Annotated in this window: 26 protein-coding genes; 13 read left to right on the top strand and 13 right to left on the bottom strand. The window is 61.9% G+C overall.

The features are described 5' to 3' along the window. Window positions 1–58: 58 nt before the first annotated feature. From Q0949_RS19640 to Q0949_RS19625, 4 genes are all read right to left on the bottom strand, one after another. A complete protein-coding gene (locus Q0949_RS19640; protein WP_299376479.1) occupies window positions 59–2,728 on the bottom strand; it encodes a sensor histidine kinase in 2,670 nt (889 codons plus the stop codon). Next, window positions 2,728–3,024: a hypothetical protein gene (locus Q0949_RS19635; RefSeq protein ID WP_299376477.1), complete on the bottom strand. Its 297-nt coding sequence runs from the start codon at window positions 3,022–3,024 to the stop codon at window positions 2,728–2,730. Before Q0949_RS19635 ends, Q0949_RS19640 begins: the two co-directional genes overlap by 1 nt. After that, entirely contained in the window at window positions 3,021–3,395 is a 375-nt protein-coding gene (locus Q0949_RS19630; protein WP_299376474.1) for a response regulator, read from the bottom strand. The genes Q0949_RS19635 and Q0949_RS19630 overlap by 4 nt, the downstream gene beginning before the upstream one ends. A 97-nt stretch (window positions 3,396–3,492) precedes the next feature. Next, on the bottom strand, window positions 3,493–4,791 hold the full coding sequence (locus Q0949_RS19625; protein ID WP_299376471.1) for a helix-turn-helix domain-containing protein: 1,299 nt from the start codon (window positions 4,789–4,791) through the stop codon (window positions 3,493–3,495). A 231-nt stretch (window positions 4,792–5,022) separates the two neighbouring features. On the opposite strand from Q0949_RS19625, the gene Q0949_RS19620 reads away from it, so the two are divergent. The 9 genes from Q0949_RS19620 to aat all read left to right on the top strand — a co-directional run bounded on the left by Q0949_RS19620 (window position 5,023) and on the right by aat (window position 14,373). Next, window positions 5,023–6,363: a substrate-binding protein gene (locus Q0949_RS19620; protein ID WP_299376469.1), complete on the top strand. Its 1,341-nt coding sequence runs from the start codon at window positions 5,023–5,025 to the stop codon at window positions 6,361–6,363. Between the two features lie 83 nt (window positions 6,364–6,446). Next, on the top strand, window positions 6,447–7,478 hold the full coding sequence (locus tag Q0949_RS19615; protein ID WP_299145906.1) for a branched-chain amino acid ABC transporter permease: 1,032 nt from the start codon (window positions 6,447–6,449) through the stop codon (window positions 7,476–7,478). Between the two features lie 3 nt (window positions 7,479–7,481). Beyond that, window positions 7,482–8,681, top strand: a complete 1,200-nt coding sequence (locus Q0949_RS19610; RefSeq protein ID WP_299376466.1) for a branched-chain amino acid ABC transporter permease — start codon at window positions 7,482–7,484, stop codon at window positions 8,679–8,681. 12 nt (window positions 8,682–8,693) lie between these two features. Then, entirely contained in the window at window positions 8,694–9,458 is a 765-nt protein-coding gene (locus Q0949_RS19605; protein WP_299376464.1) for an ABC transporter ATP-binding protein, read from the top strand. A gap of 86 nt (window positions 9,459–9,544) precedes the next feature. After that, window positions 9,545–10,300 carry an ABC transporter ATP-binding protein gene (locus Q0949_RS19600; RefSeq protein WP_299376461.1) on the top strand — a complete coding sequence of 252 codons (756 nt, stop codon included), beginning with the start codon at window positions 9,545–9,547 and terminating at the stop codon, window positions 10,298–10,300. Window positions 10,301–10,519: 219 nt separating this feature from the next. Beyond that, a complete protein-coding gene (locus tag Q0949_RS19595; protein ID WP_299376458.1) occupies window positions 10,520–11,620 on the top strand; it encodes a calcium-binding protein in 1,101 nt (366 codons plus the stop codon). Between the two features lie 182 nt (window positions 11,621–11,802). Then, a complete protein-coding gene (gene accB / locus Q0949_RS19590; protein WP_299376456.1) occupies window positions 11,803–12,291 on the top strand; it encodes an acetyl-CoA carboxylase biotin carboxyl carrier protein in 489 nt (162 codons plus the stop codon). 10 nt (window positions 12,292–12,301) lie between these two features. After that, entirely contained in the window at window positions 12,302–13,651 is a 1,350-nt protein-coding gene (gene accC, locus Q0949_RS19585) for an acetyl-CoA carboxylase biotin carboxylase subunit (RefSeq protein WP_299376454.1), read from the top strand. An 80-nt stretch (window positions 13,652–13,731) separates the two neighbouring features. Beyond that, window positions 13,732–14,373 (top strand): leucyl/phenylalanyl-tRNA--protein transferase, encoded by a 642-nt coding sequence (gene aat, locus Q0949_RS19580; RefSeq protein WP_299376452.1) that lies wholly within the window; start codon window positions 13,732–13,734, stop codon window positions 14,371–14,373. Here the strand turns inward: aat and Q0949_RS19575 are convergent. The 8 genes from Q0949_RS19575 to Q0949_RS19540 form a co-directional block, all read right to left on the bottom strand. After that, complete coding sequence (locus Q0949_RS19575) at window positions 14,337–14,693, bottom strand: DUF2155 domain-containing protein (RefSeq protein ID WP_299376450.1); 357 nt, start codon at window positions 14,691–14,693, stop codon at window positions 14,337–14,339. The two genes, aat and Q0949_RS19575, sit on opposite strands and share 37 nt — an antisense overlap. Further along, on the bottom strand, window positions 14,690–15,142 hold the full coding sequence (gene mlaD, locus Q0949_RS19570; RefSeq protein WP_299376449.1) for an outer membrane lipid asymmetry maintenance protein MlaD: 453 nt from the start codon (window positions 15,140–15,142) through the stop codon (window positions 14,690–14,692). Before mlaD ends, Q0949_RS19575 begins: the two co-directional genes overlap by 4 nt. Further along, a complete protein-coding gene (locus Q0949_RS19565) occupies window positions 15,143–15,526 on the bottom strand; it encodes an NADH:ubiquinone oxidoreductase subunit NDUFA12 (RefSeq protein ID WP_299376447.1) in 384 nt (127 codons plus the stop codon). Window positions 15,527–15,604: 78 nt separating this feature from the next. Beyond that, window positions 15,605–15,970, bottom strand: coding sequence for a RidA family protein (locus tag Q0949_RS19560; RefSeq protein WP_299376445.1), 366 nt, complete (start codon window positions 15,968–15,970; stop codon window positions 15,605–15,607). Between the two features lie 63 nt (window positions 15,971–16,033). Beyond that, window positions 16,034–16,480 (bottom strand): SRPBCC domain-containing protein, encoded by a 447-nt coding sequence (locus tag Q0949_RS19555; protein WP_299376438.1) that lies wholly within the window; start codon window positions 16,478–16,480, stop codon window positions 16,034–16,036. After that, window positions 16,477–16,821, bottom strand: a complete 345-nt coding sequence (locus Q0949_RS19550) for a metalloregulator ArsR/SmtB family transcription factor (protein ID WP_299376435.1) — start codon at window positions 16,819–16,821, stop codon at window positions 16,477–16,479. Before Q0949_RS19550 ends, Q0949_RS19555 begins: the two co-directional genes overlap by 4 nt. Window positions 16,822–16,927: 106 nt before the next feature. Next, on the bottom strand, window positions 16,928–18,193 hold the full coding sequence (gene clpX, locus Q0949_RS19545; RefSeq protein ID WP_299376432.1) for an ATP-dependent Clp protease ATP-binding subunit ClpX: 1,266 nt from the start codon (window positions 18,191–18,193) through the stop codon (window positions 16,928–16,930). 161 nt (window positions 18,194–18,354) lie between these two features. Beyond that, a complete protein-coding gene (locus tag Q0949_RS19540) occupies window positions 18,355–18,996 on the bottom strand; it encodes an ATP-dependent Clp protease proteolytic subunit (protein ID WP_299376429.1) in 642 nt (213 codons plus the stop codon). A 132-nt stretch (window positions 18,997–19,128) separates the two neighbouring features. On the opposite strand from Q0949_RS19540, the gene Q0949_RS19535 reads away from it, so the two are divergent. Beyond that, window positions 19,129–20,337 (top strand): FAD-binding domain-containing protein, encoded by a 1,209-nt coding sequence (locus Q0949_RS19535; protein ID WP_299376426.1) that lies wholly within the window; start codon window positions 19,129–19,131, stop codon window positions 20,335–20,337. A gap of 9 nt (window positions 20,338–20,346) precedes the next feature. Here the strand turns inward: Q0949_RS19535 and Q0949_RS19530 are convergent, their stop codons facing one another. Beyond that, window positions 20,347–21,372, bottom strand: a complete 1,026-nt coding sequence (locus Q0949_RS19530) for a zinc ABC transporter substrate-binding protein (RefSeq protein WP_299376423.1) — start codon at window positions 21,370–21,372, stop codon at window positions 20,347–20,349. Between the two features lie 87 nt (window positions 21,373–21,459). Here Q0949_RS19530 and Q0949_RS19525 point away from each other — a divergent pair, with 87 nt between their 5' ends. Genes Q0949_RS19525 through Q0949_RS19515 form a run of 3 tightly spaced genes read left to right on the top strand, consistent with a single transcriptional unit; the run spans window position 21,460 to window position 23,448 of the window. Continuing rightward, on the top strand, window positions 21,460–21,942 hold the full coding sequence (locus tag Q0949_RS19525; RefSeq protein ID WP_299376420.1) for a Fur family transcriptional regulator: 483 nt from the start codon (window positions 21,460–21,462) through the stop codon (window positions 21,940–21,942). Beyond that, window positions 21,933–22,661: a metal ABC transporter ATP-binding protein gene (locus Q0949_RS19520; RefSeq protein ID WP_299376417.1), complete on the top strand. Its 729-nt coding sequence runs from the start codon at window positions 21,933–21,935 to the stop codon at window positions 22,659–22,661. The genes Q0949_RS19525 and Q0949_RS19520 overlap by 10 nt, the downstream gene beginning before the upstream one ends. After that, on the top strand, window positions 22,648–23,448 hold the full coding sequence (locus Q0949_RS19515) for a metal ABC transporter permease (RefSeq protein ID WP_299376533.1): 801 nt from the start codon (window positions 22,648–22,650) through the stop codon (window positions 23,446–23,448). The genes Q0949_RS19520 and Q0949_RS19515 overlap by 14 nt, the downstream gene beginning before the upstream one ends. The last annotated feature ends 188 nt before the right edge of the window (window positions 23,449–23,636 follow it).

Below are 23,636 nucleotides of genomic sequence, written 5' to 3'. Positions count from 1 at the left end.
TAGGCGCGATTGGTTACCAACCACTTTATTTCCGGCCAAAAGATAACCTTTGCCAGGGTCATGCCGCCTGTGCGGGCAGATGCACCACGAACGTATTGCCCGCCGCTTCGGCGTGATAGGTGATGTCGCCGCCCAGGCGCGTCATGATCTCGCGGCAGATCGCCAGACCCAGCCCCGCACCAGAGCCATCCTGATCGTTGAGCCTAGCAAATTTCTCAAAGATCAGCGCGTGCGCCTCCGCTGCGATGGGCGTGCCATTGTCGTGAAATGCCACCTCGGTGCGCCCTGCCCCGTCACGCACGTCGATATCCAAACGCGGCGCATCCGCATCGCAATATTTCTGCGCATTCGAGATCAGGTTGATAAAGACCTGGCTCAAACGGTCCAGATCGGTGCTGAGCATCACGCCTTCGTTGACGTGGCGACGCCGGATCGTCAATGCGCCACTTGGCCCGGCTTGGGTGGCCATCACGGCCTGCTCCAGCACATCGCCCAGCTTGCCGGTCTCAAGGTTCAGGTTGACCTGCCCGTTTTCCAGCACACTCAGATCCAGCAAGTCATCCAACAGCCGCGTCAGGCGGATGGCCTCGCCATGGATGATCGAGGCGTATTTCGTCTTTTCCACCTGCCCCAACCCTTCCGTGTCGCGCAGGATCTCGGAAAAGGACCGGATCGAGGTCATGGGCGTGCGCAATTCGTGGCTGATCTGGCTCAGGAACGCGTCTTTTTGCACCGACAGGGCCGTCAGCTTTTCGTTGGCCTCGCGCAGCTTGCCCGCCGTCTGGGTCAGCTCGGCGGATTTGGCCTCCAACTGGTTTGAGTATTCGAGGATCTGCGCGCTTTCATCCGCCACGGCCATCAGATCCTGCACCGACACGGACGCGCCCCCGACCAGCTGGCTGATCATCGCATGCGCGGTCGCAGCGCCAACAGAGGCCGCCAGTTCGCGTTCGAGATGTTGCAGGAACCCTTGCGTCGGTTCGGGCAATTGGCCCGGCATCCCTTGCCGGTTCGCCTCAGCGCGGAACAGGCGCTGCGCCTCGTCCGCACCCAGGATCCGCTGAGACATGATCATAAGGTCCTCGGATGTGGCCAGGGCCGCGTCCCACCCGCGCGCCTGCGTGGAATGGTCGAACACGTTGACAAACTGCGCGCCCTGCAACCGCTCCAGCGGGTCCGGGAAAGTGACCAGCGACACCGCGACAAAGGCCGTGATGTTCAGGGTCAGCGACCACACCACCGCGTGTACCGTCGGATCGATCCCCTCGATCCCGAACAGCGCCTGCGGCCGCAGCCATCCCAGCCCCCAGAGGCCACCGTCAAAGGTCGCAACGCTCAGCACGGTGCCGGGGCCGAAACTGGGCAGAAGCGAACAGAACACCCAGACCGCAAATCCAACAAGCAACCCCGCCAGCGCACCCCAGCGCGTCGCCCCACGCCAAAAGATGCCGCCGAACATGGCGGGCAGAAACTGGGCCACGCCCACAAAGGAGATCAGGCCAATCGCCGCCAGCGCCGCCCCACCGCCCGAGAACCGGTAATACAGGTATCCAAGGCCGATGATCATCAGGATCGACGCGCGCCGCGACAGGATGACCACGTCGCGCACGTCCCCCGACACTTGCGCGCCCTCGGCCCGCGCATTCAGCCACACAGGCATCACCACGTGGTTCGACACCATGGTTGACAGCGCCAGCGTCGCCACGATCACCATCGACGTCGCCGACGAAAACCCGCCCAGAAAGCTGAGCGTGGCCAACCCGACGCGCCCCTCGGCCAGCGGCACGGTCAGCACGAACAGATCGGGGTTGGACCCTGCAGGCAGCAGATCAAGGCCGATCACCGCGATGGGCACCACGAACAGGCTCATCAGCATCAGGTACAGCGGAAAGGCCCAGCTTGCGATTTGCAGGTGCCGCTCGTCCTCGTTCTCGACCACCATCACCTGAAACATGCGCGGCAGCGCCAGAAAGGCCGCCGCCGACAGCGCGGTCAAAGCGACCCAACGGCTGCGGTCCATGTTCCATTCCCCGATCGGCGAACTGTCGATGCGGTCCATCATCGGGCCGATGCCGCCCGCAATGCCCCAGACCACGAAGATGCCGACCGCCAGCAATGCCACCAGCTTGACCACCGCCTCCACCGCGATGGCGATGACAACGCCGTCGTGCCGTTCGTTTGCGTTCAGGTTGCGCGTGCCAAAGAGCACGGTAAAAATCGCCAGACCAAAGGCCACCCAAAAGGCCGCCTGAAACTGGTTCAGACTGCCCGCCGTTTCGGGCGGCGAAAAGATCGACAACGACAGGGTCACCGACTGCAATTGCAGCGCGATATAGGGCGTGACCCCGATCACGGCCATGACGGTCACCACGCTGGCCAGCAGGTTCGACTTGCCATAGCGCGCCGATATCAGGTCAGCGACGGATGTCGCACGGTGCACGCGGCCAATCCGCACCAGCTTGCGCAGGGCCCACCACCAGCCGATCATCACAAGGCTGGGCCCCAGATAGATCGTCACGAACTCCATGCCCGACCGCGCGGCATAGCCGACCGCGCCGTAAAACGTCCACGCGGTGCAGTAGATCGACAAAGACAGCGTGTAGACCAGCGGCGACCGCAGCCACCCGCCCCGCCCGCGCACGGCGGCACGCTCGGCAAAGAACGCAATGGCAAAGAGGAACGCGACATAGCCGAGGCTGACCGCGACCAGCTGATTGATCGACGCCATCAGCGGTCCTCTCGCGCGGGATCCTCGGGGCCATCTCCATTGGGAGGCCGCAGCGCCCACCACAGCGCGGCACCGCCTGCGATCAGGGCCACCCAGACGCAAAACACATAGACAATCGCATCTGACATGGCCAAGGGCGCGGGCGCCGCCGGCCCGTCCGACGCCTTGGGCCAGAACATCGGCAGCAACCACAGCAACACGCCCACAACGGGCAACAGCCGCAGCGCATCCATCATCCGGCGGCGGCGATAACTGCGGCGTTCCAGGAATATCGGCGGTGGGCCCTGTTCCGTCATTGCGCCAGCTGAACCAGATCCCGCACGGCCGTCATGACTTCGGTATTGGAGAACGGCTTGGTCATGAACCGGCTCACGCCCGCCTTTTCCGCCATCTCGCGGTCGCGCGACTGGCCGCGCGCGGTCAGCATCAGCACCGGCAGTGACGTGAACTCGGGATCGGCCCGCAATTCGGTCAGGATATCGAGGCCGCTCTTGCCCGGCAGCATGTAATCCAGCACCACGAGATCGGGTCGCATGTCCCGGATCATGGCAAGCGCCGTTGCGCCATCGGAATGGGTGTCCACCTGCCAGCCCTCGCGGCTGAGCAGGAACCGTATGGCCTCTATGATGTTGATCTCGTCCTCAACGAGCAGCACATGCTTGCCCATCGCTGCAATCCTCCCCTTCGGTGCACCGACGGTGCGGGGTGTTCCCCGTCTGCGGTACGCGCGCACTATGTGCCGATTTGCCGGACCTGTCAAAAGCTCAGAAGCCGTCGCTGAGGATCGACGGCTCACGCCGCCCCGCACAGGCCCGCACCGGGCAGATCCGGCAGGCCGCCCCCACATTCTTGACGGTCCCCTCCTCACGTGCGGCCCCCGTCGATACGGGCAGAACCAGCATCGTGGCCTGCGCCAACGGCGGCGCGTTCAGCGTTGCGGGGCCGGTGAACTCCGCCGCAGCATAGCAGTCGAACTGTACATCGGACGCGCCCGACATCGAAACGCGCTGCTGCAACATCTGACCCGGCACGCTCAGCGCCTCGAACAGCGGCCAAAGTGGACAGGCCGGGCCATAGCGCGGGATGGTGAATCCCTGCACCGCCTTGCGAAACAGCAGCGACCCCGACCGGTCCGCCACCACCAGCCCGCATGTCAGCGTTGGCGCCGCCGCCAAGCGGCGCAGGATGCATGGCACGGACACGTCAAAGGCCTGCGCCAACGCCAGCGGATCCAGCGGGCCCTGCGCCAGCGCCTGTTCCAGATCCGCCATCGCAACCCGCGCGCTGTCGGCCCGCACCCGCTCCAGCACGCCGCGCGCGATGTGCCGCGCCGCCACCGAGGTCAGCGCGGGATCCTGCGCCACCAGATCATCGACCTGCGCGCGGCCATCCTCGATATCGGCAAAGCCATAGTTGCGCGCCTCGAGAAAGGCCTCGACCTCCTCCTGCGGGGAACTTGACCCCGCCGCATCGCCCGTCTCTGCATCCAGAAACCCGACCAGCGCCTTGGAACTTTCGGCGAGGCGACGGCTGTCCGCATCGATATTGGTGTGAAACCGTTCCTGCCATTCGGGCGCCAGGTCCTTGTCCTCGGCCAGGATAGACGCCGCCGAACGAATCGAGGCCGCAGTGGACAGTACCTCGTGCACGGACGCGGCAAGCGCAGGGTCATGGGCCAACCGGTCGCTCAATGTCTCGATCGTACGTTCGAGGGCGGCAATCTTGCGGTGCGCCGTGGCCAGCGTGTCGGCCCAGCCGGGAAACCGGCCCGCGAATTCCTCGGCCCGCTCTATCTCCGTCTCGGGCATGCGCGCGCCCGACGCGGCCTCGCGCAGCGTCGCGATCAGCGCGGCCTCCGCCCCTTCGGTCAGCGCCGAGGCCTCGACCCCCAGCGCCGCTGCGATATCCAACAGCAGCTTGCCGCCGATTCTGCGGCGATTGTGTTCGATCAGGTTCAGATACGAGGCCGAGATCCCGATCTGGCGCGCCAGATTGGATTGTTTCGCCCCCACCATCACGCGGCGTTCGCGAATGCGTGTTCCGGTCAGCCCCTCGCGTGCCATGGCGCGCCCCCGTTCCTTTGCCTGCTATTTCAAGGCGTTTCTGCGATGCAACATAAGAAAATTTACAATGTATACCGCCGTATTGTGCATATGTTTACAAAATAGTTGTGAAAAACAAGGGGTTTATTGCGCAATTTTCTGACTTTGCCCCATAACACATTTGCACCAAAAGGTGTGGCGCAGCCCCGTTGAGGAGCGGGGGTGCGCAAATCAACACATGGGAGGATATTTATGTCCAAAATGAATCTGACACGTCGCGGTCTGATCCAGACCGGCGCAGTTGCCGGTGCTGCAAGCCTGACACTGCCGACGTATCTGCGTGCCGATGGCCACTCGGGCTTTACCAACGCCCCCACCGGCAGCTCGGTCACACTCGGCTTCAACGTGCCGCAGTCCGGCCCCTACGCGGACGAAGGTGCGGACGAACTGCGCGCCTACGAACTCGCGGTCGAGCACCTGAACGGTGGCGGCGACGGCGGCCTGATGAACACGTTCTCGTCCAAGGCCCTGCAAGGCAACGGTATCCTGGGCAAGAAAGTCGAATACGTCACAGGTGACACGCAGACGAAATCTGACGCCGCCCGCGCTTCGGCCCGGTCGATGATCGAAAAAGACGGTGCCGTGATGATCACGGGCGGTTCGTCCTCGGGCGTGGCCGTGGCCGTGCAGGCGCTCTGCCAAGAGGCAGGCGTCATCTTCATGGCGGGTCTGACCCACTCCAACGACACCACCGGCAAGGACAAGAAGGCGAATGGCTTCCGCCACTTCTTCAACTCCTACATGTCCGGTGCGGCCCTCGCGCCCATCCTTGCCAACAACTACGGCACGGACCGCAAGGCCTATCACCTGACCGCCGACTACAACTGGGGTTACACCACAGAAGAAGCCGTGCGCACATCGACCGAAGCCATGGGTTGGGAAACTGTTGCAGCTGTGAAAACGCCGCTGACACAAACAGACTTCTCGTCCTACATCGCGCCTGTTCTGCAGTCCGGTGCCGACGTTCTGGTTCTGAACCACTACGGCGGGAACATGGTGAACTCGCTGACCAACGCGGTTCAGTTCGGCCTGCGCGACAAGCTGGTGAACAACAAGAACTTCGAGATCGTCGTTCCGCTCTACTCCCGCCTGATGGCGAAGGGTGCTGGCGCAAACGTCAAAGGCATCTTCGGTTCGACAAACTGGCACTGGTCGCTGCAGGACGAAGGCTCCAAAGCATTCGTGCAATCCTTCGGCACCAAGTACGGCTTCCCGCCGAGCCAGGCCGCGCACACATGCTACGTTCAGGCCCTGCTCTATGCAGATGCCGTGGAACGTGCCGGGTCGTTCAACCCCTGTGCGGTTGCCGAAGCGCTCGAAGACTTCCAGTTCGACGGCATGGGCAACGGTCCAACGCTCTATCGTGGCGAAGACCACCAGTGCTTCAAGGACGTGCTCGTCGTGAAGGGTAAAGAGAACCCGACGTCCGAGTTCGACCTTCTCGAAATCGTCGAAATCACACCGACAAGCCAGGTGACATACGACGCGTCGATCTTCGGTGGCGAGCTGGGCTCCTGCAACCCCGGCGCATAAGCCATTGAAAACATTGGGTGGGCAGTCATGCCCACCCCTCTGTCCCCGCGGGGACACGTCTCTCTCAACCAAAGGTTAAGCCGATGGAAGCGATCGTCCTTCAAATTCTAAACGGGCTCGACAAGGGCTCGGCCTATGCGCTGATCGCGCTGGGTCTCACGCTGATTTTCGGCACGCTGGGTGTCGTGAACTTTGCCCACGGGGCGCTGTTCATGATCGGTGCATTCTGCGCCGTGACCCTCAGCCGCATCATCTCGGCGAGCCATACCGTCATCGACGACACGCAAAAAGACTTCCTCGGCAACCCCCTCAAGGTCGACGTCCCTTACGTCTATGACTGGTTCGGTCAGGCCACCGGGGACGCCATCATCGACTGGGCTGTGCCGCTGTCCATCATCTTTGCCATTCCGGTGATGATCGCCATCGGCGTCATCATGGAACGCGGCCTGATCAAGCATTTCTACAAACGCCCGCACGCCGACCAGATCCTCGTGACCTTTGGCCTTGCCATCGTCCTGCAAGAGATCATCAAGTTCTACTACGGCGCAAACCCCATTCCGACCCCCGCACCCGACGCGTTCAAAGGGTCGTTCGATTTCGGGGCGATGCTGGGCTTTGACCCGAACGTCATCATCTACCCCTACTGGCGCATCATCTACTTCGGCTTTGCTGCCATCATCATCGGTGCCGTGTTTGCCTTCCTGCAATTCACCACCTTCGGCATGGTCGTGCGGGCCGGTATGGCAGACCGCGAGACCGTGCAGCTGCTGGGCATCAACATCGACCGCCGCTTTACGCTGATGTTCGGCATTGCCGCCGCTGTCGCGGGCCTTGCGGGTGTCATGTACACGCCCATCAACTCGCCCAACTACCACATGGGCATGGACTTCCTCGTGCTGTCCTTCGTCGTGGTGGTCGTGGGCGGCATGGGCTCCCTGCCCGGCGCCGTCGCCGCCGGCTTCCTGCTCGGCATCCTCGAAAGCTTTGCCTCGATGCGCCAGGTGCTGGACGTGTTGCCCGGCATCAACCAGATCGTCATCTACCTGGTGGCCATCATCATTCTGTTGACCCGTCCTCGGGGCCTTATGGGCCGCAAGGGCGTGATGGAGGACTGACCCATGTTCGGATTGGACGCAAAAGACACCCGCCTGCTCATCCTGGTGGCCATCCTCGTGGCGCTGGCCCCCTTCATCCTCAACCCCTTTCCCGAAGGTTCCGGCCTGGCGCAATTCAACGCGGGCTATCCCGACCTGATGCAGCGTTTCGTGATCTTCGGGATCTTTGCCATCGGCTTCAACATCCTGTTCGGCCTGACCGGTTACCTCTCGTTCGGTCACGCCGCGTTCCTCGGTGTCGGCTCTTACGCCGCCATCTGGATGATGAAGCTGCTGACCATGAACGTCGTCCCGGCCATCATCGTGTCGGTGATCGTCGCGGGCCTGTTCAGCCTTGCGGTCGGATGGATCAGCCTGCGGCGCTCGGGCATCTACTTCTCGATCCTGACGCTGGCCTTTGCGCAGATGTCCTACAGCCTCGCCTATTCGGTGCTGACACCGATCACGGGCGGCGAGACGGGCCTGCAACCCAAGGTCAACGACCCCCGCGTTCTGGACGGCGCGCTGGCCGAAGGGGCAACGCCCAAGGCCAACCTCTTCGGGCTGGAGATGGGATCAAGCTTTGACCTCGGTGTCGGGGCATGGGTGTTCACCTTCAATGTGGGCTACTACCTCGCGGGCATCGTGATGCTGCTGGCCTTCTACCTGTCGATCCGCATCTTCCGCTCGCCCTTTGGCATGATGCTGCGGGCGGTGAAATCGAACCAGCAGCGCCTGAACTACACGGGCCTGAACTCCAAGCCTTACACACTGGCCGCCTTTGTGATCTCGGGCATGTATGCCGGTCTGGCCGGTGGCCTGATGGTGGCGATGGACACGCAGGTGGGCGCGGAACGCATGTTCTGGACCGCATCCGGCGAAGTCGTCCTGATGTCCATCCTGGGCGGTGTCGGCACGCTGATTGGCCCGGTGCTGGGTGCGGGTGCGATCAAGTACATGGAAAACATCCTGTCCAAGATCAACTCGGACATCCTGCACACCTGGTTCGCCTTCCTGCCCGACGGGCTCGAAGACTTCGTGGTGGCGCTGATCTATCCCTTCATCGGCAAGGGCTGGCACCTGACGCTGGGCCTGATCTTCATGCTGGTCGTGATCTTCCTGCCCGGTGGCCTGGTCGAAGGCGGCCAACGCATCGCCCGCCTGTTCGGTCGCAAGAAAAAGACCACAGACACGCCTGACGGCAAAACCACACCTGCGGAATAAGGAGAAAACACAATGGGTATCCTTGAAGTCAAAAACGTGGGCAAACGGTTCGGCGGTCTGCAAGCGCTGGGGGATGTCAACCTTAGCGTGGCCGAGAATTCTGTCCATGCGATCATCGGGCCGAATGGCGCAGGCAAGTCCACCCTGTTGAACTGTCTGGTGGGCAAGCTGATCCCCGACACCGGGTCGGTCATGTTTGACGGTCAATCCGTGCTGGGCCGCAAGCCCTACGAGATCAACCAGATGGGCATTTCCCGCGTGTTCCAGACCCCCGAGATCTTTGGCGATCTGTCGGTGCTGGAAAACATGATGATCCCCTGCTTTGCCAAGCGCGACGGGGCGTTCACGCCCAACGCATTCGCGGCAATGATGAAGGACCGCGAGATCATCGAGAAGGCCGAGCAGATGCTGGAAGAGATGAACATGGCCGATGCGCGCGGCGAGACCGCCGCCACCATGTCGCGCGGCAACAAGCGGCGGCTCGAAATCGGCATGTGCCTGGCGCAGGAACCGCGACTGTTGTTGCTGGATGAGCCGACGGCGGGCATGGCACGCGCGGACACCAACAATACCATCGACCTGCTCAAGCAGATCAAGGACGACCGCGACATCACCATCTCGATCATCGAACACGACATGCATGTGGTGTTCAGCCTGGCCGAACGGATCACCGTGCTGGCGCAAGGCACCCCTCTGGTCGAAGACACGCCCGACAACATCAAGGGCCACCCCAAGGTGCGCGAAGCCTATCTGGGCGAAACGCAGGACGCGGCATAGGCGGTGGGCAGATTGCCCACCCTACTCCCGGCACCCGGTAGGGTGGGCAATTTGCCCACCACCGGCTCAAAATTAAGGACGGACACATGAACGTCAAACCCGACTTTTCCAAGGGCATCAACCACGCCCAGACCGCCCCCGCATTCCTGAGCGTGTGGGACATGCATGCCTATTACGGCGAAAGCTATATCGTGCAGGGCATCAGCTTTAACGTGCACGAGGGCGAGATCCTCGCCCTTCTGGGCCGTAACGGCGCCGGCAAGACATCCACGCTGCGGTCCATCGCGCGCATCGGCGATCCTGAGGTCACCCATGGCGAGATCTGGCTGGACCACCAGCCGCTGCACAAGATGGCCAGCCACGAGGCGAGCCAGGCCGGTCTGGGCCTTGTGCCAGAAGATCGCCGGATCATTCCCGGCCTCACGGTCGAGGAGAACCTCAAGTTGGCCCAGATCGCGCCACCCATCGGCTGGTCGATCGAGCGGCTCTATGACCTGTTCCCGCGCCTTGGCGAACGCCGCACCCAGGAAGGTACGACCCTGTCGGGCGGCGAGCAGCAGATGCTGGCCATCGCCCGTGCGCTGGCCCGTGACATCAAGGTGCTGCTTCTGGACGAACCCTACGAAGGTTTGGCCCCGGTGATTGTGGACGAGATCGAAAAGACACTGGGCATCATCAAGGAACAGGGAATCACCACTGTAATCGTCGAACAGAATGCGGTGCGTGCCCTGCAATTGGCGGATCGTGCCGTAATTTTGGACACGGGCGGAATTGTTTTCGACGGCACCGCCGCCGAAGTTCTGGAAAATGCGGAATTGCGCGCGGAATATCTGGCCATTTAAGCCTCATTCTTCAACTTCGAATAGAAAAACCGGCCCGATTGGCCGGTTTTTTTGTGCTTTCCTGCCTCTGCCGAAGGTTTGTTTCCCCGTTGGAAACAGCGCCCTGCGACGGTGGCAAATAAGGCAATTTTAAGGCACAATTAAGGCAGACACCTGGGGGATTTTGTCATGACAACTGCTGCAGAAACACAATTGGACGCACTTTTATTCGGAGCATCAATGGGATTGCTCCAAGGATATACAATCGATTTTGCGCCGGTTTTCCTGATTGAACAGGAGATTGGCGAAGCGCGGAATTTCGGGCTTTTGGGCGATCTGGAAAGCCTGGTTCTCAATGACGGGATCGTGCGCGATTTCATTTCCGGAAATGGCACGGCGGATGTGATCATTTCCAACACCGGCATTATCGGCAGCAGTGGCCGCGCCGAGACGGTCATTCAGGTGACCGGTACGGGCCAAAGGCTGATCACCAATGACGGTATCATCAACGGCGACATCCAGCTGGGTGGCGGCGCAGATTACATCCTCAATTCCGGCCTGATTGACGGCGATATCCGTATGGGCGGCGGCGACGACATCTTTGTCCAGACCAGCACGGGGACAGTGTCGGAACGGCTGATCATGGGATCGGGCGACGACATCGTTATCAACACCGGTTCTGTCGGCCATGTCTTTCTCGGGAGCGGGGACGACCTCTATGTCGCGGAGCAGTCGGATGCGACAGCCAGCAGCATCCGCGGCGGCACGGGCGACGACACCGTACGCGGCGGGACCGCCAACGACGTGATCTCGGGCGGTGACGGACAGGACCTGTTGCAGGGCAATGACGGCAATGACAGGATCTTTGGCAACGATGGCGCGGACGATCTGCAAGGCGGCATCGGCAACGATTTCCTGAACGCAGGCCGCGGCAGCGACGTGCTGGTTGGCGGCGATGGCCGGGACAAGCTGCTTGGCAGCAGCGGGCAAGACACGCTGATCGGTGGCAATGACAATGACACGCTGAGCGGCGGATCGGGCGACGATGTCTTTATCTTCGAGCGCGGCAGCGGCCGGGATGTGATCACCGATTTCCGTGACGGAGACGTGATTGTGCTTGCCTCGTCCTTTGTTCCCGCCGTTCCCGGCGCCGTCGAAGCTCTGGGCGTGGATGCGCTGATCGACTCGGTCACGACGTATGTGGGCGGCAACGCTTTCGTGAACCTCGACGCGCTTTATGCCACCATCGGGATGAGCGATCTGAGCGCCGGCCGGATCAATTCCCTGCGCCTCAACAACGTCGAAGAGAACAGTCTGACGGCGGACGACTTCATTCTCTAACGCCCGCATCGGTGACATCCCGTGCCGCCCTCACAGGGGCGGCACAGCCGTTTTCCGGCGGCTTGCATGCCCTCACGTCATCAAGGATGCTTTCCTCTGCCCGTTTCGCCCGCTATAAGCGGCGCTGAGCTTGCGGCGCGCTTCAACGAAGGCGTGGCCGTTGCAATCGGTTGAGGACGACAATGACAAAAAGCAATCATGATGCAGATGTGGCCTTTATTCAGGCTCTGGCCGAACTGCTGCGGGAAAACGATCTGACCGAGTTGCAGGTCAAACGCGAATATGGCGAAGACGACAGCCTGAATGTGCGCGTATCGCGCCACACGGCACAGGCCGTCACCGCACAGGTCGCAGCCCCGACCCCGGTCGCTGTCGCGGCCCCCGTTGCCGCCGCCCCGAGCGAAGCGCCCCAGGCCGCCGCAGATCCCGCAAGCGATCCCGGCGCGGTCACCTCGCCCATGGTTGGCACCGTCTACATGCAGGCCGAACCCGGCGCGCCGTCTTTCATCAAGGTGGGCCAGCAGGTCAGCGAAGGCGACACGCTGCTGATCGTCGAGGCGATGAAGACAATGAACCACATCCCGGCCCCGCGCGCCGGTACGGTCAAACGCATTCTGGTGGACGATGGGGCCGCCGTGGAATTCGGTGCACCGCTTGTGATCCTCGAATAAGGGGCGCGTCATGTTCAACAAGATCCTGATCGCCAACCGCGGAGAGATTGCCCTGCGGGTGATCCGCGCCGCCCGTGAAATGGGCATCGCGACGGTTGCCGTCCACTCCACCGCCGATGCGGACGCCATGCACGTGCGCATGGCCGACGAAAGCGTGTGCATTGGCCCACCCGCATCGCCGCAATCCTACCTCAGCTTTCCGGCCATCATCTCGGCCTGCGAGATCACCGGCGCCGAGGCGATTCACCCCGGTTACGGATTCCTGTCCGAAAACGCGCAATTCGTGCAGATCGTCGAAGATCACGGCCTGACCTTTATCGGCCCCACCGCTGAACATATCCGCGTCATGGGCGACAAGATCACCGCCAAGGACACGATGAAGGCGCTGGGTGTGCCTTGCGTGCCCGGATCGGATGGCGGCGTGGCCACGCTGGACGAGGCCAAGGCCTTAGGCGAGGACATGGGATACCCGGTCATCATCAAGGCCACCGCCGGTGGCGGCGGGCGGGGCATGAAGGTGGCGCAAACCGCCGCCGACATGGAAAGCGCGTTCATGACCGCGCGGGCCGAGGGCAAGGCGGCGTTCGGCAATGACGAAGTCTATATCGAAAAATACCTGACCACGCCGCGCCACATCGAAATCCAGGTGTTTGGCGATGGCAAAGGCCGCGCCGTGCATCTGGGCGAACGCGACTGTTCGCTGCAACGGCGCCACCAGAAGGTGTTCGAAGAGGCCCCCGGCCCTGCGATCTCCGCCGAAGAGCGCGCGGCCATCGGCAAAGTCTGTGCCGACGCCGTGGCCAAGATCAACTATATCGGCGCGGGCACCATCGAGTTTCTTTACGAGAACGGCGAATTCTATTTCATCGAGATGAATACGCGCCTCCAAGTCGAACACCCGGTAACAGAGGCCATTTTCGGCGTCGATCTGGTGCGCGAACAGATCCGCGTGGCCTCTGGACTGGACATGACGTTCCAGCAGGACGACCTCGAGATCAACGGCCACTCCATCGAAGTGCGCCTGAACGCGGAAAAGCTGCCGAACTTTTCGCCCTCGCCCGGTCGGATCACGCAATACCATGCGCCCGGTGGACTTGGCGTGCGGATCGATTCCGCGCTGTATGACGGCTACCGGATCCCGCCCTATTACGACAGCCTGATCGGCAAGCTGATCGTGCATGGCCGCGACCGGGCCGAGGCGCTGGCGCGTCTGAACAGGGCCCTGGGCGAGCTGATCATCGATGGTGTCGACACAACTGTGCCCTTGTTTCACGCATTGCTCGCGGAAAAGGACATCCACACGGGCGACTACAACATTCACTGGCTCGAACACTGGCTGGAACAACAGACAGACTGGTAAGACGGAGCGTATGATGCGAAGGGCCGCCCCTCTTGGCGGCCCTTTTACGTTTCAGGGCGCGGGCCATAGACAAGAGAACCATGCAGGATTTTCAGATCACCACAGATTTGCTTCTCAAGGGATATGCGTCGGGCATCTTTCCGATGGCGGAATCGCGGGACGATCCGGAGGTGTTCTGGGTGGACCCGCGGTTGCGCGGCGTGCTGCCGCTGGACGGGTTCCACATGTCGCGGTCTCTTGCACGCGCCATGCGCCGCACCGATTGGGCCCTGCGCATCGACAGCGATTTCTGTGGCGTTCTGGACGGTTGCGCCGATCGTGCAGATACGTGGATCAACCCGGAAATCCGGCGTCTTTACATAGAGTTGCACATGTCGGACGACGCCCATTCCTTTGAGATCTGGGAGGGCGCCACGCTGGTTGGGGGCGTCTATGGCGTCACGCTGGGCGGCGCGTTTTTCGGGGAAAGCATGTTTTCACGGCGGACAAATGCGTCAAAGATGGCGCTGGCCGCAGCGGTGGATCACCTGAACCGCAGCGGGTTTTCCCTGTTCGACACCCAGTTCCTGACGCCGCATCTGGCCAGCCTTGGCGGGATCGAGATCACGCGGGGGCAATATCACAAACGGCTGGACCGGGCGCTCGCCGGGCGCAATCAGTTTTCGGATGTGCCCGTTGCGACGCTTCAGGATGTGGTGCAGCGGATCACCCAGACGTCATAGCGGGCGTGCTCCATCGCGTTGAGCGCAGGGGCCGAGGCGATCATCCAGCCTGAAAACACCACGCCCTCGCGGCCAATCTCGGTGATTTGCAGGCCCGCATAGGCATTGCCAAACGGGTTGCCTGCCGGATAGCGGCATTCGGTCAGCGAGATGTTAAGCCGCTCGAACTGAACCGTGCGACCTGCGGGCAGCTGAATGTCGACGACATCACCGCTGAACTTATCGAGACCGCGCAAAATTGCACCGGTCGCTGTCTGGGTTTGCTGCTGTGCGTGCGCTGTACCGGCACAGATCAGCATCGCCGCCAACAGCCGTTTCATTCGCTGTCGCCACCGGACACGAATTTGAGCAGAAGCGAGATCAGGCTGACCGACCCTTGCGTGTCCGTGATTTCGTCGCCCGCTTCGAAATAGAACGGTGACCCGCCGGGGACGATCTCGACAAAGTTGCCGCCCAAGAGCCCTTCGGAGCTGATGATGATCGCGCTGTCATCCGGGATTTGCGTGTCCGAGCGCAAGGCCACAACCGTGTCCGCGCGGTAGGTTTCGGGGTTCAGCGCCACATCCGTCACGGTGCCGACCTTGACCCCCGCCAACCGCACGTCGGTGCCCACGCCCACACCTTCAAGGCTGCGAAAGCTGGCTGACAGTGGATAGTTGGCCCCACCCGTGCTGCCCAGGCCCGCAACCTGCGCACCATAGATGGCGAAGCCGATGGCCGCCGCAAGTACGACGCCGCCAACCAGAACCTCGGTGGTGTTCTCGGACATTTACTCGGGTGTCCACGCTTCGTAATCGGAGCGGTCCGCAGGGTCAGCCCGCCGGATCGAGCCCGCGGGCGCGTAGGCCATCGCGGTGCCGGTCAAGTTGGGCTGGTGCGGTTTTTCCCAGTCCTTGCGCGGCAGCGGTTTGTCGGTGGGCGGCTCGTTCCAGGTGCGGTGCAGCCAGCCGTGCCATTCGGGATCCACGCGGCTTGCCTCGGCTTCGCCATTGAAGATGACCCAGCGTTTGCTGTCGTCCTGCGTTTTGTAGAACACGTTGCCTTGCGCATCTTCGCCGACGCGCACGCCCTTGCGCCACGTGAACAGCTGCGTGTTCAGCGTTTGCCCGTTCCACCAGGTCACCGCTCGCAGCAGAGTGTTGAGAATGCCCATGTATCGCCTCCGACGCTTTGTTCCCGTCTATGCCGCATCGCGCGCGCGGCGTCCAGTGGACACGCGCGCGCATGGGCGTCAGCCAGCCGGCAAATAGGCGGTCACTTCGATCTCGATGCGGAATTTCGGGTCAAGCAGCCCGCATTCGATCATCGTAGCGGCGGGCGGGTTGTCGCCAAAGGCGTCGCGCAGCGCGGGCCAGCAGGGTTCGAACTCCGCACGGTCCGGCAGCATGTAGGTGACGCGAACCACATCCTTCCAATCCGCGCCCGCCTCCTTAAGCGCACCGTGGATTGTGGCGAGCGCGTCGCGGCACTGATCAACGACCGTGTCGCCCTGCCCCACGGTGCCCGCCACATGCACCCAGTCGCCCGCCACGACCGCGCGGCAATAGCCGATTTTAGCCTCGAACGGGCCGCCTGAGTGAATGCGTTTGAGTGTCATGATATCCTCGGTCCATGCAATTTTCCGCATATGGCCAAGGCTGCGCTGTGGGGTCAACCAGTCTCAGAAATGCGCGGTCAGATTGTTGAGCGCGTGGGTCCAGCCACCTTCGAATTCGCCCATCATTTCTTCTCCGGCAAAATTCACCAGCTGCACCGTCAGGCGCAGGTCCGTGCCCCCACTGGCCTCGGTCAGCTCGTAGGTCGCAAGGCTGGTGCCCAGGATCTCACCTTCGGCTAGCAGCGTTTCGGCAAAGATCAGGCGGCGTGGCGCGTCGATCAGAACCCAGTCAGTGGCCACGTCGACGTAAGGGTTGTCACGCGGCCCGCACTTGGACAGCTCGCGCACCCCTTCGGCCGGGGCGGGTTGGTCCGTGATCACCACGATGGAGCCGGTGTCGGGTGGGCCCCACGCCATGCGGTCCTCGGGCGAGACCAGGGCCGAAAATACGCGGGATGCGGCGACCGGTACATGGCGGTCAAAATTGAGTGTTCCGAACACAGCAGTCATTGCCTTGGTCCTTTTTCCAGTGTTTCCAGGTGCATGGCCAACCGATCCAACGCCCCGCCCCACCGTGCCTGTTCCTGCGCCAGCCAGTTTTGCGCCGGGGCAAACCCGTCGGGGCGCAAGCGGCACATGCGCGACCGGCCCTGTTTGTCGCTGGTGACAAGGCCCGATTTTTCCAGTTTGCCGATGTGTTTGAGAAAACTGGGCAGCGCCATGTCGTGATCCGCGGCAAGGTCCGACACCGATCGCGGCCCGCGGGCCAATGCGTGCAGGATGGCCCGGCGGGTTGGGTCGGCCAAGGCGCCGAAGACGGGCGTGATGGTGTCTGTTGATTCGTAAGCCATATGGCTAAGTAACACAGGAATTCAGGCGACGGGCAAAAAAGTTATCCATATGGCTAACTATTCAGCCAAAGAAAAGGGCGGAACCCGTCCGCCCTGTTTCGACGGCTCAGCCTGCGCTGGCCGGTTCCTTTTCCGCATCCGCGTGGATCATCAGCGGGGCGGCATCGGAATTCACCGCCTCTTCGTTGACGACAACCTCGGTCACCGACTCCAGTCCGGGCAATTCGAACATCGTGTCGAGCAGGATATCCTCGAGGATGGAGCGCAGTCCCCGCGCCCCGGTCTTGCGTTCGATCGCGCGCTTCGCAATCGCACTCAGCGCATCCTCGGTAAAGGTCAGCGCGGTGTCTTCCAGCTCGAACAGGCGCTGGTACTGCTTGACCAGCGCGTTCTTGGGCTGTGTCAGGATGGTGACAAGCGCGTCCTCGTCCAGATCCTCGAGCGTGGCCAGAACAGGCAAACGCCCGACAAATTCCGGGATCAGACCGAATTTCAGCAGATCTTCGGGTTCGAGATCGGTGAACACCTCGCCTACGCCGCGTTCGTCATTATCGCGCACATCGGCGCCAAAGCCCATGGCCGACCCCTTGCCGCGCTGTGCGATGATCTTGTCGAGGCCTGCAAAGGCGCCACCGCAGATAAACAGGATATTCGTGGTGTCCACTTGCAGGAATTCCTGCTGCGGGTGCTTGCGCCCGCCCTGCGGTGGGACGGAGGCCACGGTGCCTTCCATCAGTTTCAAAAGCGCCTGCTGCACGCCTTCGCCCGACACGTCGCGGGTAATCGACGGATTTTCGGACTTGCGCGTGATCTTGTCGACCTCGTCGATATAGACGATGCCGCGCTGTGCACGTTCAACATTGTATTCCGACGACTGCAACAGCTTCAGGATGATGTTTTCCACGTCCTCACCGACATAGCCCGCCTCGGTCAGCGTGGTGGCATCGGCCATGGTGAACGGTACATCCAGAATGCGCGCCAGCGTCTGGGCCAGCAATGTCTTGCCGCAGCCCGTGGGGCCGATCAGCAGGATGTTGGATTTCGCCAGTTCGATGTCCCCGCCCTTCTGGGCATGGTTCAAACGTTTGTAGTGGTTGTGCACCGCAACGGACAACACGCGCTTGGCCATCGCCTGACCGATCACGTAGTCATCCAGAACCCCGCAGATATCCTTGGGTGTAGGCACGCCATCCGTGGATTTCAGGCCGGACGCCTTCGTCTCTTCGCGGATGATGTCCATGCACAGTTCCACGCATTCATCACAGATGAACACCGTGGGACCGGCAATCAGTTTGCGCACCTCGTGCTGGCTCTTGCCGCAAAAGCTGCAATAGAGCGTGTTCTTGCTGTCGCCGCCCGAATTCGAGGCCATGTCGCGTCCTTCCCGGCAGATGCCGCCATTCCAGGTGCCGGTATGATCCGGCGTGTCCCGCGTTGACTGCCAGCTTAAGACAGCCCCGCGGGGTCCACAATCGTCTTTTTAGCCGACCCTTGGGTCAAATCGCGCAACCGTGAAAACCGGCGCGATTTTGGTCAGCTGTCGTCGTCATCGCCCTTGGCGCGGTTCTCGACGATCTCGTCGAGATGACCCCACTCCTTGGCCTCTTCGGGGGTCATCCAGGTGTCCCGATCCAGCGCCTTTTGCACCGTGTCATAATCCTGACCGGCATGTTTGACATAAAGCTGGTAGATGCGTTCGCGGGTGCGTTCGATGTGCCGTGCCGAGATCAGCATATCCGCGGCCATCCCCTGCGCGCCGCCCGACGGCTGGTGCACCATCACCTCGGAATTGGGTAGTGCAAAGCGCATGCCCGGCTCACCGCCAATGGCGATCACAGACCCCATTGATGCTGCCATGCCGCAGATCAGCGTGGACACCTTGGGCTTGATGTACTGCATCGTGTCATAGATGGAAAAACCGGCCGTCACCTCGCCACCGGGCGAGTTCACATACATGCTGATTTCCTTGGACGGGTTTTCCGCCTCAAGGTGCAAGAGCTGGGCCACGACCAGATGGCTCATGCCGCTGTGGATCGGGCCGTTGATGAAAATGATCCGTTCCTTCAGCAGGCGCGAAAAGATGTCATAGGCCCGTTCACCCCTGCTGGTCTGTTCGACCACCATGGGGACCAGGTTGTTGGTGAAATGGGAATATTGATCGATGGGATCGCGCATGGTGTCCTGCCTCGTCACACTTTGCGAGACCATACCCGCAAAGAAGTTACCTGAGTCTTAGTATCGCCGTTTGGGACCTGCAAGAGCACCCGAGCGGTTGAAGCGCATCTTGCGCCCGCTAACTGGACGGCAATGACCGTTGCACTTGAAACATTCCCGCCCACCCGGACCAAAGCCCTTGACCGCCTGCGCCGCTTTGTGCCCGCCGCGGGGCGCGATTATGCCGCCCGGCGCAACTATGACCTGGGCCCCGGCCAGCACAGCGGCGTGTCCACGCTGTCGCCGTACTTGCGCGCGCGCCTGATCACCGAAGAGGAGGTCCTGCGCTCCGTGCTGGGGCGACACAGTGCGTCGGCGGCGGAAAAGTTCATTCAGGAGGTCTATTGGCGCACCTATTGGAAAGGCTGGCTGGAGATGCGGCCCCAGGTCTGGACGATGTACCGCGCGAGTTTGTCGTCCGCGCTGAACGAGGTGCAGACGCAAGCTGGACTGCGGGCACGCTGGGAGGATGCGTGCCGTGGCGAAACGGAAATAGACTGCTTTAATACATGGGCACAAGAACTTGTTCAGACAGGATATTTACACAATCATGCCCGCATGTGGTTTGCATCGATCTGGATCTTTACCCTGCGGTTGCCGTGGGAATTGGGCGCGGATTTCTTTCTGCGGCATCTGCTCGATGGCGACCCTGCGTCCAACACGCTCAGCTGGCGTTGGGTGGCGGGGATACAGACGGTGGGCAAGACCTACCTCGCCCGGCCCGACAACATCGCGAAATACACCCAGAACCGGTTTCCGCACCCCACCGGGCTGGCACAGGTTGCAGAGCCACTGCCGGCGCAGCCAATGCCCGAGCCTCAGCCCCTGCCGCTGTCTGGTACGGTGCCTGCGAACGGTGTCACCGGCCTGCTCCTGCACGACGAAGACACCAGCCCCGGTTTTGTGCTGGACCAGGGTTTGGACGTGAAAGCAACGGCTTGCGTCACCGTGCGGTCCGATCTGTCGCCGTTGGCGATTGCGCCGCATGTGGATGAATTTGCCACCGGTGCGCTGGCTGATGCCACAGCGCGATACGGCGCGCGTTTGGGGGCGGTGTCGGATGTGACGGCCAAGGCGGAGGCGATTGCACATTGGGCCCAAGGCTTGGATCAAATCGTGACGGCTTATGCCCCGGTTGGACCTGTCGCAAGCCTTTTGTCCGCCTTGCGCGCCCGTGACGACGTCCCGCCGGTGATCGAGGTTCAGCGCCCGTACGACCGCGCCGCATGGCCCCATGCGACGCGCGGTTTCTTCAAGTTCAAGGCGCGCATTCCGGACTTGATTTCCGAATACGTGCCCTGATTTAACGTTCTATTTCAGACAATTGAGCAGCGACGCTGATAGATTTCGCATCAGGGTTTCATAGAGCATGGGCCCCGGTTCGAGCGTGCTGCCGATCGGGTCAAGCTCACCCCGGTTGGCGATACCGACCGCATCCAGAATAGCCGGGTTGAATTGCGGCTCGGTCAGCGCACACACCGCGCCCGTATCGTTCACCAGCGTCCGCACTTCGGCGACGCGGGCCGGACTGGGGGCCGCAGCATCCGTGTCGGACAGCGCTCCGGATGCTTCGATATCGAAATGATGTTCGAAATAGTGATAGGCATCGTGGAAAACGATGAAGGGTTTGCCGCGCACAGGCGAAAGCATTTGTTCAATTTCGCCCTGCAACCCTTTGATCTCGGATTTGAAATTATCCGCATTGGCAGCATAAATCGCGCCATTTTCAGCATCCGCCTGCGTCAGCGCAATGGCAACCAGATCCGCCCACGCCATCGCGTTTTCAGGTGACAGCCAGGCATGCGGGTCCAATGTTCCCTCATGCCCGTGCGCGGCCTTGTCTTCTTTGGCGTGGTCGTCATGTGCATCATCATCGTGCCCATGCTCGTCTTGTCCATGGTCCTCATGCTCGTCCGCGTGATTGTCATGCGCGTGCGTGTCATGGTCGTCATGCCCGTCATCACCCCCGTGGTCGTGATCATGCGCTTCAAATCCCGCGCCTTCCCTGATCTCCAGCACCTCGGTGCGTGGGTGATCCAGCAGAGTGATCACCCGGGCGTCTCCGGCCAATGCGTCAATCGGACCATCCATCCACGGCGCCAGTGCCGGACCCATCCAGACCACGATATCAGAACTTTGCAGGGCGCGCGCCTCAGACGGGCGCAAGCTGTAGCCGTGCGGTGACGCGCCCGGCGGCACAATCAGGTCCGGCGTCGCGACCCCCTGCATCACCGCCGCAACGATGGAATGGACCGGTGCGATATCGACCGCAACACGCGGCACCTCGGCGACAGCAGCGCCCACCGTGAAAACGAATGTAACCATAGCCGTACGCATGCCGACTCCTTTTTGTTATATCATAACACTTCAGGTCACTTGCTAACCGCAATGCTATAACATAACAAGTCCAAAAGAGGAGCAACCATGACCGCCTTTGGGTTTCATGCACATGACCACGCGCATTGCATCAGCACGACGCTGCACCGCGCCGAAGCGTATTGCGCGGCACATGGGCTGAAGTTCACGCCAATCCGCCGCCGCGCGCTTGAGATCCTGCTGGCAGAGCATCGCGCGCTGGGGGCGTACGATCTGCTGGCGGAGCTGGCCAAGGACGGGTTGGGCACGGCCCCGCCCGTGGCCTACCGCGCGCTCGACTTTCTGACCAAGGCGGGATTTGCGCACAAGATTGAAGGGCTGAATGCCTATATCGCCTGCGCGCACCTGGGCGCCGATCACAGCCCCGCGTTCCTGATCTGCACCGAATGCAAATCCGTGGCCGAGGCCGAGACGCAGGCCACGCAGGGCCGGTTGGGTGAAACGGCGCGCGCCGTCGGGTTTCGGATCAACCGCACCGTGATCGAGGCGTTGGGCGTTTGCCCGAACTGTCAGGACCAGCCATGCGCCTGATCACCGCCACGGACCTGACCCTGCAACAGGCTGGCAAGACGGTCATGCGCAACGTGAACATGCATATCGACCGCGGAGAGATCGTCACGCTGGTCGGGCCAAACGGGTCGGGAAAATCCACTCTGGTTAAAGGGTTGATTGGCGCGTTGACGCCGCAAAGCGGTCAGGTTGAGCGCCTGCGCGGCCTGCGGATCGGCTATGTGCCACAGTCGCTGCACATGGATGGGCTGCTGCCCCTGCCCGTGCGGCGGTTTCTGTGCCTGCCGCACCGCCACGGGGCGGATGCCATCGCGCGGGCGCTGGACGAGGCGGGCGTGCCGGATCTGGGCAACACCCAGATGCGCGCCCTGTCCGGGGGCCAGTTCCAGCGCGTTCTGCTGGCGCGCGCGCTACTGATGGGGCCGGACATCCTGATCCTCGACGAGGCAACGCAGGGGCTGGACCAGCCCGGTGCCGCGGCGTTTTACCGCCAGATCGCGGATGTGCGCAGCCAGTTGGGCTGTGCCGTGCTGATGGTCAGCCACGATCTGCACGTCGTGATGGCCGCGTCTGACCGGGTGCTGTGCCTGAATGGGCATGTCTGCTGCGAAGGCACGCCGGATGTGGTGCAGGATGCGCCTGAATACCGCGCGCTGTTTGGCAGCGGCACGCAAGGGGCCTTTGCCATCTATCGCCACGACCATGACCACGACCATCATCACGACCATGACCATGCTTGACGATTTTTTGGTGCGCGCCGGGTTGGCCGGCGTGGGGACCGCGCTTGCTGCGGCACCGTTGGGGTGTTTCGTTGTGTGGCGGCGCATGGCCTATTTCGGAGATGCCACGGCCCATGCAGCCCTGTTGGGCGTGGCGCTGTCGCTGGCGTTCCAGGGCCCCATCATCCTTGGCGTGCTGGCAACGGCGCTGATCATGGCATTTCTCGTCATGGGCCTGTCGGGGCGCGGGTTGGCCGAGGACACGCTGCTGGGCGTGCTGGCCCACGCAGCACTCGCCTTTGGCCTTGTCAGTGTGTCATTTCTGTCCGGGGTACGGGTTGATCTGATGGGTTATCTCTTTGGAGACATACTTGCGGTCAGCAAGACCGATCTGGCCATCATATGGACCGGCGCGGCTGTCGTGATCGGCCTGATGCTCTGGCGGTGGCAGCGTCTTCTGACAACAACGCTCAACCCCGACCTGGCCCAGGCCAGCGGGATTTCCGCCCGGGTCGAACAGCTGGTGTTGACGGTCGCGCTGGCGTTGACGGTAGCGGTGGCGATCAAGGCCGTGGGGGCTTTGCTGATCGGGGCGCTACTGGTGATCCCGCCCGCAGCCGCGCGCCCCCTTGCGCGCACGCCCGAAGCAATGGCGATCCTGACGGCCTGCGTTGGCGTTCTGTCCACCTTGGGTGGTCTTGGCCTCGCCTTTGAACTCGACACGCCAACAGGACCGACCATCGTGTGTACAGCGACAGGACTGTTCGTTGTTGGCGCTGTTTTCGGCAGATTCGGCAGGACCGGATGACCTTGCGGGCGATTTGGCAGAAAAGTCCTTTTACGTCAGAGATTTACCGTCACTTTATCATGCTACATATGAATAGGCTGCAAATCATTGGATCACTTGCTTCACTGAGCACGCTCAAGCAATGAACCATTACTTTATTTTACCTCATTAAATTACTGCTTTTAAACGTATATTTTTTTATCCACAGG

The sequence above is a fragment of the uncultured Tateyamaria sp. genome, from assembly GCF_947487805.1.
Classification (GTDB): Bacteria; Pseudomonadota; Alphaproteobacteria; order Rhodobacterales; family Rhodobacteraceae; genus Tateyamaria.
The sequence above is the reverse complement of the archived record's forward strand: the minus strand, read 5'-3'. Positions and strand labels throughout refer to the sequence as shown.